Source organism: Ferrovibrio terrae (assembly GCF_943371255.1).
Taxonomy (GTDB): Bacteria; Pseudomonadota; Alphaproteobacteria; order Ferrovibrionales; family Ferrovibrionaceae; genus Ferrovibrio; species Ferrovibrio terrae_B.
Genome location: NZ_CALRUC010000001.1, coordinates 20,719 through 33,343 on the forward strand (window position 1 = coordinate 20,719; position 12,625 = coordinate 33,343).

Consider the following 12,625-nt stretch of genomic DNA (forward strand, 5'->3'; position numbering starts at 1 on the left):
CTATGGCCGAGTTTAACTCGGCGCACGCTGGAGCCGGTATTGATATGTCACGCTGGCGCCTACGCCTGGAGCCGCAGCAATCGTCAGGGTGAAGCCTGCTGTCGTCTTGGTCAGCTTGGTGGTCTGGTATGCCCCCGAGGCCGGGGTGCCTGTTTCCGCAACTACAGGGGTAAACAGCACGATATATGTGGTATCCGGCAGGGCCGAACTGAATGTGGCAGTCTTCGTCGTGTCGGCCGCGCCAAAGGTCAGGGTGCCGAAGACACCAGCGGCAGACATGGCCCGGTCAGCCAGAATATAGGCGTTGTTGGCCGTGTCCTGGGCCGAAGCGACCGTGGCCGTGGACGGGTCTGGCAGGTCAGAGGGATCGAAATTGCCGCTCTGGGCTTGGTCCGGAGCAGCTAGAAAATAACTCATGGCCTTCTCATAGAAGTCCTGAGCCCACTGCATAGAAGAGCGCTGGTCCGTGGCGGCGTCGCCAGTGACGCGGGGCGGCGGGGGCGGTGTGAGAATAGCGGTCATCAGTCGGCCTTCTCGACCACGGCTTCCATCTTGGAAATCTCGATCTCGCAGTCATCCGTGGCCATGATCTCGAACTGGAAGCTGTGCCCGGTGCCGAAGCCCCCATATTCGATGTACTGGAAACCCCGGCCGGCCTTGCCCAGACCCTTCTGCTTCCAGTTGGACCAGGCCTTGTTGTCGCGCTTCACCCGAAGCGAGATCGAGGGCTCAGCGGTATGGCTGCCGACGCCGCGCTTCACCCTTATCCGGAGATTGCAGATCTCGTAGGGACCGCTGTCGCCGATGAACCCGGTACGGGCATAGAGCCGGGAAATACCGCCGGCATTGCTGTAGCTGTCGCGCTTCAGGCGGTAGATCACGCCTTCCCCGCCGAAATAGGTCTCGTCGTTGATGGTCCAGTGCGACCAGATCGGGTAGCGCACGGGCCGTGCTTGGCTCTGATCCCAGCCAAACAGGCTGGACCAGCGCTTGTTGCGGTAGTCATACAGCAGCGTCAGGCCCTTGCTTCCATAGGCGTTCAGGGCGTGCGGCAGTTGCAGCAGCACGAAACGCTGGCCGAACACATCGAGCGGACGGTCCGGGTTGCCGCCGGTCCAGGCTTCCTCCCAGTTATCGGCCGTCTCCAGCACCAGGCCGATATCGTTGCTGACGGGTTGCGTCACCTGGCCCGAGAAGCGGACATATTCACGACCCCGGTTGACGCAGAACAGGGCATTGTCGGCGAACAGCAGCGTGTAAGGCGCTGACAGGCCTTCGCCGATAGCCCAGCGCCGGAAGAACGGGATGTCGCCCGTGGTCAGGCGCTCGAACTGCTCAAAGCTGCTACTTCCACCCAGCAGCAATTCACGGAAGGGCGTGACGATCAGGCCGTCGATATTGTCAGGCTGGCCTTCGGCCGCGAAGGTATCGAGGGGTTCGAATGTCCGGGTATCGCCGGGCGGGGAATGGATGAATCTACCGCTGTCGCGTTCGTTCAGCAGCAGGAACCCGTCGATGAAGCCGCAATGCGTGGAATCCGGTGCATCGGGGCTCAGCAGTTCCGTTTCCTGCCCGGCGAAGCGCACTGGCTTGCGACCAGCCGTCATCACCAGTTCGTCTTCCGTGCGGGCGAATATCACGCGTCTGTCACCCGCAACAGGAACGCTGGTCTTGTCGATCGCGACGCCCAGCCGGTCCACGGTATAGAACCGGCCCTTGCTGGTGGCCGCTACGAGATCGCCGCGCCATTCATGCAGATGCACCCGGCCATTGTCGGGCAGCTGGCAGAACACCTCGAAGCCCCAGAAGCGCGAGATGCCGCCGGCTTCATTGATGAAGCAGTTCTCCAGAGCCGAGTGCGACTGGCCGGCGTGGATTTCGTCCAGATTGCCGTAGAGTTTCCCGTTCAGCGGGATGGGCGACCACTCAATCGCCATGTCACAGGCTCGTCGTTACATCGACGTCGCAGGTCCATTCGATGGTCTTGGCCGCGGCGCCCGTCACGCGCAGTTCGATCTCAGGACCGTTGGCGGCAAAGGTTGCGGCCCAAGCAGAATCGTCCTCATAGGCGGTGCGAACATCAGCCACGCTGCCGAGCAGGGCGACGGAGCCCGCGACCAGGGCACCATTCGCCAGTGCGGACCCGCCGCTGCTGCCCGTGATGACTTCGTTGTCAATGAAGGCGCCGTCGATGTCGCGAAGCGTCAGCGTGCCCGTGGTGCCGCCATCGCTATCGGCAATGATCCGGGCCGTGGCGCCAGAGGTAGCGCCGGTTAGGACGTCGCCCACCGTGAAATTTGCCGACTGGGCGTCGTAGAGCAGCGTCGAACCGGCACGCTTGGCGGTGACCGCGATCCAGTAGCCGCCCACGCCGGTGCCATTGCGCTGATTGCCGATCACCCGACCCAGCAGGTAGACCACTTCTCCGGGCTCAAGCGTGCGGGCCCAGGCCTTGGTAACCGTGGCATCCGTGGTTAGGCCTGTCGTGGCGCCATGGTCGTTCTTGTACCATCGGTTCAGGTAGGAGGCCGTGCCGGCGACGGTGACCAGGCTCTCGTTGCAGTCCCGCAGCAGCACGGAATACAGCGGCGAGGTCAGCGTGAAGGCCACTTCGGAGAACCGCATTTCGATGAAAGCCACATCGAGTAGCGTGTCACGCAGGTTGACCGCACCTTCCGACATCTCGCCGCCGATGATCTGCAGGCTTTCGATGGTGTTCAGCAGGCGGGCCGCAGCAGAGGCGTCACTGTCGTCAAGCACGTCGAGGTTGATGGTATTCCCGGTCCACCAGCAGCTTTCCAGCCGGACCCAGCGGGCACCGTTGACCCGGACCGCCGTGCCGGTGTTGTCCTCGAATCCGATGTCGCGGAAGACATTATGCCAGCAGGCCATGTCCTCAAACGACAGGTCGATGCCGATGCCACTGGTCTGCGTCACCGCGCCGCCTGACCATTCGTTGAACATGAAGGCGTCGCCGTCCGCCCCGCCGCCGGCATCGTCGTCGCCATAGAGCTTTGCGCCATTGGTGTTGTTGGTCAGATAGAGATTGCGGGCATTCAGCTTCCGGCCGCCCTTGAAGTGCAGGCCGATGGCAAAACGCTTGATGTCCACATCGTCGAAAAGCAGTTCCGAGCGGGCCTTGCCATAGACGCCTGTGCTGGATGCCGTGTTGTTCACACCGTCGATGGTGATGGCACGCAGGCCGGCGCGGTCGCCCGCCATGGTGACGCAGCGGTTGGCGGTCTGGCATTGCAGGATGGTGACGCCTCGCCCCTGCCCCTGCAGCACGCAGCCGCCGGCAATGCTCAGCGCGGTAAAGGCATAGGTGCCGGCCGGAACCTGCACGATGCCGCCTCCAGCGCCGGCAGCGGCGCCGAGGGCAGCCAGCAGGGTCGCATTGTTACTGGCAGCCGAACCGCCGCCAGCCACGAGAGCGCCGTAATCCGTGGCATGGAACATGCGCGCGACGACATCGGCCAGGGTATGAGCAACGCTGCCGCCCGTGGCGGTGACGAGTGCTGCACTGGCATTCTCGCCTGCAACCGTGGTCAGCGGGGGCCGGGTAACCCCGGTCCGGTCCGTGGAATCGATGCTCAGTTCCACGGCCTGCGCGGTATAGAGGCTGCCGGCATGGGGCCACTTGCCGTAAGAGACGTCGCCGCTCTGCTGGCTGGCCAGTGTGATCGGGTTGTCTGCAGCCGAGGTCAGCGCTTCGTCGAGAAATACGTCGGCCAGCGTGGTCGTGCCGGCGACATAGACCGTGACCAGCGAGCCCGCGTAACCCGGGCGCCAGGTGTCGAAATCGGCGATGCGCTGCGTTGCCATATCAGGAAATCCGGTTCACATAGCCGTTGATGCCGATGACGTTGGCCGCCTCGGCAAAGGCGCGAACCAGCAGGCCACCAGTCAGCACCCAACCCGGCACGATCAGGCGGGGCCCGGAGCGAGCAGCCAGCGTCACCACGACAAGGTCATCAGGGCTGGTCACGCCGCCGAACTCGATGGTCAGCAGCCGCGCGACAGAATCCCGGTTGTTGGCGAAGAGGAAGACTTCGTCCATTGCCGTCGCGTCGGCGGTATGGATCAGCGTGCCGGCCGTGGCGGTGGCGACAACCTTGATGTTGCGGCCGTCCGTCGATGCGGAAAGCAGCTCTTTCGCATAAGTCGCCATTCTTCACCCTCGGAAAAGAAAAGCCCCGGCTGTGAGGCCGGGGCTTTGAGTTAGGGAGGAAATACCCGAGAAGGGCAGACCAGTTAGGCCGGTCAGGCCATCCCGAAGGATTCTATCGTTTTGATGCTGCGCCTTTGATCGAACCGATGGCAGAGATCAGGCCCGAAATTGCACCTGTGATCCCGCCGCCGGCAGCCGGGTTCTTTTCCCCGCTTCTCAGCGTCATGTAGGTGAGTACCGCTGCCAGCAACCAAGGCGTGGCCGAGACGTACACTTCGCGGTAGTTCTCATTGATGATGAATTTTTCCAGCAGTAACTGCGGCGACCACTGGAAGTTCGATCCGAACAATGCATTGCAGAGCAGCAGCAGGTTCTGCGTCATCACCATGGCGCCGTCGGCCCAGATGGCAAACGCAGGTGTCAATAGGAAATAAACGAACATCCGAACCGTCCAGGGCCGCGTGGTCATGCGGCTGATTGCCACCTTTACCCGTGCATCGGGCGGTAGGGTGGCCAGCGTGGCGGCATCGACATCGCCCTGCTCATTTCGCAGGCGCTCCGTCTCAGCCCGGTATTCCTCGATACGTTGCCGCATGGCATCCGCAAAAGCCTGCTGCTTTTCTGGCGGCAGGGATTCGACATCGACGCGCAGCTGCTCCGCGGTGGTGGCCGTAGTCGGTTTACCCGCGATGGTCTCGTACAGGTCCGTGCCGGCCTGAATGAGTGCCGGGATGCCGGTGATGGCGGAGAAGATCGCGCCGAGCATGGGTCAGAGTCCCTTCGGGTAATGCCTAAGCCACTGATCCGGGGTACCGGCGCCGAGCGCCGTGTTCCAGTGCTGCTTCCAGTAGGCCGCCAGGGCAGGCAGATCGTCGGCTGGCGGCAGCGGCGGCTTGGCGCGATAGAACTGGGCACGGGCCACGGCCACAGCGTAACAGAGATTACTGCGCATCTGTCTCACCAGATCCGGCTGGTCAGCCCGGAACTGCTGGACCTTCGCAGTCACTGCCGGTTTGTACTGCAGGAAATTCCGCCACAGGTCGTCATGGGTGGCCGCTTCCATCTGGAACAGTCCGTAGGCCGGACCATCGGCATCGTTTGCGAGTCCGAGCGCCGTTACCTGGTCAATGAACTGGAAGCCTCCGCTTTCATGCGAGGCAGTGCCGAGCAGCAATCGGCGCGCGGCTTCGCTGTTTGGGACTTCAGGCGCCATCGCCGTGAGAACCGGGCGCAGGATGAAGCGGTCAAACTGTTGCGGGTTCATGACTCATGCGCTCGGGCTGCTGCTGCCAGCGGTAAGTGCGCCAGTCACAGTATAATCGCCATACCCCGACAGGTTCTGGTGCCATGTGCCGAATGGGTTGGTCAGGCAAATCTGCGGCTTCGCCCCTGTTGGCGCGCTGCCATCGAGACCGAGGAAGACAGGCTTTCCGGCCGCGCTGCGGAATTTCTGCAGGTTGGCCGCAACACTGAGGTCGATAAAGGCATCGGTGTTAAAATAGAAATCGGCGATATCGGCATTGAGTTTTCCGCCGCCGCCGGCCTGGTCCGCGCCGAAAGACATGGTCTCGCGGGCATATTCCAGCGTGTTGTTCAGCGCCGTGGGCGAGCCGGCGCGATCACTGGCGCCATTGATATACATCTGAGTCGTACCGGCCGCGACATCCCAGGCCATGGCAACATGCACCCAGCCAGAAGCCACGGTGTAACTGCTGGTCGAGATCATATCGAGGCTGATGGTTCCGCCCGTGGTCTCGTACATGAAGATGCGGAATTTGTTGGCGCTGGTGCGCTCCATGTATCCGTAGCCGCCGTCCTGATGCCACAGCTTCTGTGCAGCGCCGTCACCGCCTTTGAAGTTGACCCAGAGAGAGAGCGTTCCGACCTTCCCAGTGAGTGCTCCACCGGTCCAGTCCGTGGCACGCCGCATATAATCGTTCGTGCCGTCGAAGTTGACGGCATTGGCAATATAGGCAGGCGTCAGAATGTGCGGGTTCACCACGCTGATCATGTCGGGTAACCGATCAGGATGACCTTCAGGCCCTTGGCGCTGCCGTTGCCGATCTGGTCGATGTCGATGGTGATCTCGGCATCATCTGCCAGGGACGTGTCGCTGAGTACCGGAGGCGTGGCGGCCGTCGTGCTGGTCTTTTCGGTGTTGTCGATGGTCAGCTTGGTCGAGAGGATCGTCGAGCCGGCCTCGTTTACATCGACAGTGAAGATCGAGCCGCTGGCCTGCGCTGTGCTGAGGCTGGCCCGGATCTCGGTGATGGTGAAGGCGTATGGCATCCGGAAGGTGGTCTTGGCCGTGCCGGTGGAGAGCGCGGTTGCTTCGTCCGAGGCGGCGATGACGATGGCCTGCTTGCGCGCGGCCGTGGACAGCTTCGCCGGGGTGACCGAGCCATCCGGCAGCACGATCTTAAGCGTGGCCCAGGTGATCGCCGTGGTGTTGAGCGTGCCGCCCTGATTGACCTGGCAGACGAAGGTGTAATCGGCCCAGGAGCTGCCCTCTTCCACGGTGACGGCCTGGCTGACCAGCTCGGCCCATGTGTCGGCATCGGTGGCACGGGTCAGCGCGGCAGCCGCGCCGTTGAAGACATAGACGCCATTCTCGGCAGGCGCGGTCTGGTCCTTCAGCAGCACGCGGTCGCTGGCGCTGAGCGTGATGCCATCCAGTGAAGACGGCGCCGAGGATACGCTGACATTGGCGACAGAGGCCGCACGCACAGAGGGGCGCCACTTCAGGCCGGCGACGGCGGCCTCGGCGGCAGCCTGGGCGGCAAGTGCCTGCGCCGCACTGGTGGCGGCGTTGATGGCATCGACACTGGTGCCTTCCGCCTGCGCGGTGATCTCGGCCAGAATGGCCTGCACTCGGGCGACCAGCGCATATAGTTCGTCGTCGCCGGACTTGGGCCGGATCACACCGGTATCGTGGTCCGGGATGCTGAGGCCGCTGGCGGTCAGGATCACCGCCTGGTCGATATACACGGCTTGGGCAAACTTGCCCTCAGAGTCCAGCGTCTGGGGATTCTCAAGCTCGGTCGTGCCGGTGGTGGCGGCATAGAGCGTGGCGAGCGTCGCGGTCTTGGCGCCGTCCTCGTCAGCCACATAGGCCGTAACCGTGCCGCCAATATAGATCGGGTTTGCCAGGCCGAAGTCCGGGACAAGCGTGCGCTGGGCCATGGTCAGTAATCCCGGTAAGCGGTCTGATTGGGGGCGTCGAAGTTCTCGCGGTTCTCAAAGGCCAGCAGTTCTTTCTTGGCGACGATTGCGACGTCGCGCAGGCGATCAAGTCGGCCGGATGGCAGGTTGCGGACCGTGCCGTCGCCAAGCGATGCGGCCAGTTCGTAGATGGCCCATTTTTGCCAGGACTGCCGCAGGCCATGCTGCAGGCTGCCCTCGCTCTGCACGCCGGCGGCTGGCCGGTTGCCGGAGACCGTGTTCGCAAAGGTCTGGACACTCAGCTCGATGCGGCGGGTCTGACCTGCCGAGACATCGAACTGCGCCACGGGATAGGTGTAGAGCACAGGATTGACCAGACGCTCGACATAGACCCCGGTGGGGTCACCGACATCGTCCTTGTTCGTCACGGCGTTGTAGGTCTGGTAATCCAGCATGGTCAGCGGGGTGCGCGAGCCGGTTTCGTCGATTAACGTGGCGCCGTTGATGAACTGGAGATCGTTGGTTGGGGCCGAGGCGTTGAGCGCGTTCGGCAGCTGGTAGCTGCGCTGCGCGGTCACGAGCGGCAGGCTGACTTCATTGCGGATCAGCCAGAAAATCTGGGTGGAGCCCGACAGGTGGGCCATGATGAGGTCCAGCCACGTGAGTCCTACCCTGAGTTCCGTCCCGTCGGCGGCGCTGTCGTTGATGGAATACGCGCCGATCTTGCGAAGCGATTCCTCAACAACTTGCACCGCCGACAGGATTGCGGACATTCAGGATCAGCCGAACATACGGTCGAGCTGGGTCTTATCCATCTCGTCGCCGCCGCCTTCGGCCTGCTGCGGGGAGGTGGCCGCCACGATGAAGGCGATCATCTCGTTGCGCTCGCTGTTGCCGCCGTAGCGTTCGCCGCCGTTCAGGGTGTGGCACCGGTTCAGCAGCGCCTTGTTGGTCAGTTCATCCAGCGAGGCGATCACCTGGCTGGGCGACAGCGCGTGAATGTTTACCTGACGCTGCGAGGGATCAGCGATCGGCTCGTAGCGCTTGCCCGTGTTCGGGTCGGTGACGATGAACGCTTTGTGCTTGACGAACTTCATGGCGTGAGAGGCCGGCATGCGCTTGGCCTTGCCGTGCTCGAACAGATGGGTGATCTCGTCACCGTTCACGAGAATGGTGTGTTCGCGCTTCGGGTGGCTGATGGTCGCCGTGGTGTCCAGCACATCGAGGTCGGTTGAAGCCTCGACCGGCTGGGCGGCCTGGGCATTCACGCCACGCAGACCAGTGACAGGGCCCGCGCCGGGGCGGGCAACCTGCATCGGCGGCAGATCGGGCACGCTGTAAGTGCCGTCCTCGAAGACATAGACCAGCTTGCCCTGCTGGATTTTGTTGGCCGAAGCGGCCTCGATGCTCATATCGAGGGTGCCGCCCATCAAACCGTCCGGGGTCTCTATGCTCAGCTCGACCACTTCGGCCGAGCCCGGCTTCGGCTTCAGACCGGTGACGAGGAAGGCTGTCGGCACGGCGTTGACGACGGACGGTTGCGCCACTTCGGGCTGCGGTGCGATGGTCTTGGCCGCGTCGACGTTGAGGGCGGGACCGGGGGCGGCATCACTGACAGGATCGGGGTCGATCCCGAACTGGTGACCGGTGCCGGCCGAGGCGTTGTCGCCTTCCGGAGCGACGCCCTGCAGGCGCTGTGCGCCGGGCTGAACATCAGCCTGCGGCTGAGCGCTGATCGGCGATGGATCGGGCGCCTTACCCTGCTCCGCCGCGTTCTGATTCTGCTGATTGGCCGCACCGCTCTGGGCGCCGGCCTGTTTTGCCGTCTGCTTTGCCATCACTGGCCTCTTTCAGTTGGGGTCGCCGTCAGTGGAAAGAAACAGGGCCGGGGGGACGGCACTCCCCGGCCCTGCCCTCACGCAGAGACCCGCGGCTTACGCCGGCAGGGTCACCGGGAAGATGCCGAAGCCCTTCGCGGTGTCGGCACCGGCCGACAGCGTGTAGGTGATCGACCGCGCCGTGGAGACCACGACATGGCTTTCCGGGGCTTCGTCGCCGGCGTTGGCACTGTCCTGTACGAACAGGAGCGCGCCGAGCGTCGGGGTGCCGTTGGCCAGGGTCGGCTTGACCATGACGGCCGACGCGACCGAGACGAGATCGAGGAAGCCATCGGGGTCGCCAGACTCCGAAGTCTTTCCACCGAAATCGATGGTTTCGGTCGCATCCGCAACCGTCACCAGCAGACCAAGTCCGAGGCCATGCACGATCGTATTGGTGACGAAATCGAGGCCGGTATCGGTCTCGGTCGCATCGCCAGCCTGGTCGGCATAGCTGAACGGAATCTTGTAGACCTGCATCAGCGCCGTATTGACGAAGTAAGCCGCATCGCCGCCCGGCTTCACGCCGGCCAGTCGGATGGATTCTCCGTTCGGCCCGATGCCGTAAAGATCGACCTGCGTGGCGGTGTCCGCCACCCAGAACTCGATCTTGCCGTAGGTGATCGCGACCGGATTGGACGCGGCCAGCCCGGCCTTGGTGTACAGGGTCTGCTTCGAAGCGTCGCCGCTCTGGCAGACAATGACGGCGCCGCCACTTTGCGTGATGGCGGCGCCGGTGCGCTCGTCGTGCAGTTGCACGGAATAGTGCAGCATACCCATTGTCTGGGTCTCCTTCTGCGCTAGGGGTTAGGCCGCAGCCGCGGCGGTCTTCAGCGAGATCACGCCGAAGTCCTCGCGGGAGCCGCCATCAGGGGTGGACTTGAACTGCGGCTTGAGCAGCCCGATCATCCGGCCAGTCGCGATACCAGGCTTGTCGCCGTAGTCCGTGCTGCTGGATTCGGCCATGTCGGTGTTGCCGATCGTGGCCAGGCCGAGCGCCTGCGAACCGAGCAGCGCGTGCTGCGCACCGTGAATGGTGCCGCCCGAGCCCCAGCGGTTGCTGGACGACAGCCCAAGGGTGTTGAACACCTTGTTGTGGCTGTGGATCACCACGCCCTGCACCACGGCCACAGCGTTCTGGAACAGCGGGTTCTTGCTGCCGCGTTCCGCCGCACTGCGGACGATGGTCTGGTAAGTGGTGTCCTTCTGCAGGTCACGCAGACCTTCAGTCGAGAGCACCAGGGCGTAGTAGTTCTTGCCGCCTTCGCGGATCGGCTTCAGCTTCTTGCGTTCAGCGAACGCCTTCAGGCTGACGACCAGGTTCCAGTCGACCTTGTCGCTGGCAGTCAGCGTGCCTTCCGAGGTCGCCGAACCGGCATACATGATGCGGTTGGACGAGGCGGCGGACACGTCGGCCCCAAACGACAGCTGGGGCAGCTGCGACGCACCGCGGGTGGTGCCGTTGGTATTCAGCGTATAGCTGCGGCCCGCGATGGTCAGGAAGCCCAGTTCGTCGATCTTGTCGGCGATCCAGAAGGCCAGCTTGTTCTTGGCGGTGGCACGGAAGCGGATGACAGTTGCCTGCTCCGCCATCTTGCCCTTGGACTTCACGCCATTGCGCAGGTGGTCGATGCGGATAACCTGAGCATCGTTGACCAGCGCTTCTTCGCTGCCTTCCAGCACGTTGTTGCCGACAACGCCGTCACCCTGCATGTCGAGCACCAGCTGCATGACACATTCCGTGCCACGCTCGGTCTCGGTCAGCTTGGTGATGCGCTGGATCGGCTTGGACATATCGGTGTCGTTCTTGCCGATGAAGCCCGCGCTGAACCAGAAGGACTCGTCGCGACCCTGCGTCCAGGTCTCGGCGGCCCAGAGACGCTTTTGCGCGTCGGTGAGTGCACCAAAGTCGGTCTGCATTGCAGTTACCTTTCAGGTTTGGAGGATTCGGCGCCTCGTCGCCTCCGGCAGTGCACCGATCTCGTCGTCGCTCATGTTCATCAGAGCGGCGTCACTGAGTTCGGTGCTCGGAGCGGCTGAGCCGCCGAGATTGCTGATGTCCGGCGCAATCCTCTCCGCGAGACCGAGCTTTCCGGCTCGGGCAGCAGCGGTCGCAGATGGCGCCGGCGGTGTGGTGGTTTGGGTCGTTGCAGCAGGACCGTTGGCAGCAGCAGGCTTCTTGAGATCTTTGCCCGTCATCACAGGACCGAACCTGTCCGAGAGCTGCGCCATACGCTGACGCAGCAGGAAGGTGTCGGCCGAGCCTTCGCCGATGGTTTTCCCTTCGGCGGAGAACGACTTCCGCGCTTCGGTCTCAATGAAGATCCATTGCGCGTCGTCGAGGATGCCGTCTTTGGCATAGGGATGGAGTTCTTCGAGCTGCTGGGTCAGCGACTCAAGGAACAGGTCATCCTGCTGTACCGGTGCGGCGGCGGGCTTCTCAGTGAGGGCCCGGGCTTCGCGGTCCAGCGCGATCTCTTTTTCACGCCACTCTTTGGCTGAAAGTTTGCCCTGGTCGAACTGGTCAGCCAGGCCGAGCTTGTCAGCTTCGATCTGGGCGATGGTCCGGGCCGGGGCCGCCGGTGCGGCAGGTGCCGCTGGCGTGTCCGCAGGTTTGCCCGCGCTCAGCGCACCTTCGAGGAAGGCGTTCCGCTTCACGAGGTCTTCCTGCCGTTTCAGCACTTCATCAAGCCTGGCCTTCGGGATCATGGGTTGATCCGGCTGGCCGGCCGGCTTAGCTGAGGCGGTCTGCGGCGGCGTTGTGGTCGCTGCAGGCGCGACAGGGGCTGCCGGCTTGGAATCCGGTTGCGCGGCAGCAGGCTTCGCTGCGGTTTCGATGTCAGCCTTGGCCGCCGCAATATCGAGTGCGTCGGGGTCGTCGGCTTCGATCGGCGCTTTCACGAGTTCGCGAACTTCTATGCCGTTCGCTAGATCGGGATGGACGGAATCCGAGTGGTCGCTTGTCTGCTCTACGGTCATGACTTCCTCTTTCGCGGGATAGCGGCAACGCCCGTTGGCCCGGCGGCGGCGGCTCGATTACGGTTCGGCCAGACCGAAAGCGCCCGGATGCCCGGCGGCGGCGACCAAATGCAAAAGGCCCCGGATTTCTCCGAGGCCTTTGCGCGCTGGTCAGGCGGTGGTTCTGTTAGCGGCGCAGTTGCTGCTGCCGGCGTGTCTCTTCGACGACGAATTGCAGGTTGGCCTCGATGCGCGCCAGGCGCTCCGCGACCATGGTGTCTGACTTGCGACTTTCGTTCAGTTCGCGCTTCAGGTCGTTGATCTGCGCGTCCTGATGCTTGATGTCGGCCTGTGTCGAGCCCCAGGTGATGGCACCGACCAGGCTGGCCGTGATGATGTGCGGCAGCAGCTTTTCAAACCACGGCCCCCTGCCGTTCTGGTGGCTGGCGTCTGCCAT

At 63.4% G+C, this 12,625-nt stretch carries 14 protein-coding genes; all 14 read right to left on the reverse strand.

The features are described 5' to 3' along the window. Positions 1-12 precede the first annotated feature (12 nt). The gene (locus tag AAG799_RS00100) at positions 13-522 is read right to left on the reverse strand and encodes a hypothetical protein (protein WP_341893734.1); all 510 of its coding nucleotides are present in this window, start codon (positions 520-522) and stop codon (positions 13-15) included. Then, entirely contained in the window at positions 522-1,937 is a 1,416-nt protein-coding gene (locus AAG799_RS00105; protein ID WP_341893735.1) for a hypothetical protein, read from the reverse strand. Before AAG799_RS00105 ends, AAG799_RS00100 begins: the two co-directional genes overlap by 1 nt. Before the next feature lies 1 nt (position 1,938). Next, entirely contained in the window at positions 1,939-3,825 is a 1,887-nt protein-coding gene (locus tag AAG799_RS00110) for a hypothetical protein (protein WP_341893736.1), read from the reverse strand. A gap of 1 nt (position 3,826) precedes the next feature. Beyond that, positions 3,827-4,171, reverse strand: a complete 345-nt coding sequence (locus AAG799_RS00115; RefSeq protein WP_341893737.1) for a hypothetical protein — start codon at positions 4,169-4,171, stop codon at positions 3,827-3,829. 112 nt (positions 4,172-4,283) lie between these two features. Beyond that, positions 4,284-4,937: a hypothetical protein gene (locus tag AAG799_RS00120; RefSeq protein ID WP_341893738.1), complete on the reverse strand. Its 654-nt coding sequence runs from the start codon at positions 4,935-4,937 to the stop codon at positions 4,284-4,286. Between the two features lie 3 nt (positions 4,938-4,940). Then, positions 4,941-5,435 carry a hypothetical protein gene (locus AAG799_RS00125; RefSeq protein WP_341893739.1) on the reverse strand — a complete coding sequence of 165 codons (495 nt, stop codon included), beginning with the start codon at positions 5,433-5,435 and terminating at the stop codon, positions 4,941-4,943. A 3-nt stretch (positions 5,436-5,438) separates the two neighbouring features. Then, entirely contained in the window at positions 5,439-6,182 is a 744-nt protein-coding gene (locus tag AAG799_RS00130; protein WP_341893740.1) for a LamG-like jellyroll fold domain-containing protein, read from the reverse strand. Beyond that, entirely contained in the window at positions 6,179-7,354 is a 1,176-nt protein-coding gene (locus AAG799_RS00135; protein WP_341893741.1) for a hypothetical protein, read from the reverse strand. The genes AAG799_RS00130 and AAG799_RS00135 overlap by 4 nt, the downstream gene beginning before the upstream one ends. 2 nt (positions 7,355-7,356) lie before the next feature. Next, a complete protein-coding gene (locus AAG799_RS00140) occupies positions 7,357-8,106 on the reverse strand; it encodes a hypothetical protein (RefSeq protein ID WP_341893742.1) in 750 nt (249 codons plus the stop codon). Between the two features lie 6 nt (positions 8,107-8,112). Further along, the gene (locus tag AAG799_RS00145; protein ID WP_341893743.1) at positions 8,113-9,171 is read right to left on the reverse strand and encodes a hypothetical protein; all 1,059 of its coding nucleotides are present in this window, start codon (positions 9,169-9,171) and stop codon (positions 8,113-8,115) included. 96 nt (positions 9,172-9,267) lie between these two features. Further along, positions 9,268-9,990, reverse strand: coding sequence for a hypothetical protein (locus tag AAG799_RS00150; RefSeq protein ID WP_341893744.1), 723 nt, complete (start codon positions 9,988-9,990; stop codon positions 9,268-9,270). 27 nt (positions 9,991-10,017) lie between these two features. Beyond that, on the reverse strand, positions 10,018-11,130 hold the full coding sequence (locus AAG799_RS00155; protein WP_341893745.1) for a N4-gp56 family major capsid protein: 1,113 nt from the start codon (positions 11,128-11,130) through the stop codon (positions 10,018-10,020). A gap of 12 nt (positions 11,131-11,142) precedes the next feature. Then, positions 11,143-12,189 (reverse strand): hypothetical protein, encoded by a 1,047-nt coding sequence (locus AAG799_RS00160; protein WP_341893746.1) that lies wholly within the window; start codon positions 12,187-12,189, stop codon positions 11,143-11,145. A gap of 166 nt (positions 12,190-12,355) precedes the next feature. After that, on the reverse strand, positions 12,356-12,625 hold the full coding sequence (locus AAG799_RS00165) for a hypothetical protein (protein WP_341893747.1): 270 nt from the start codon (positions 12,623-12,625) through the stop codon (positions 12,356-12,358).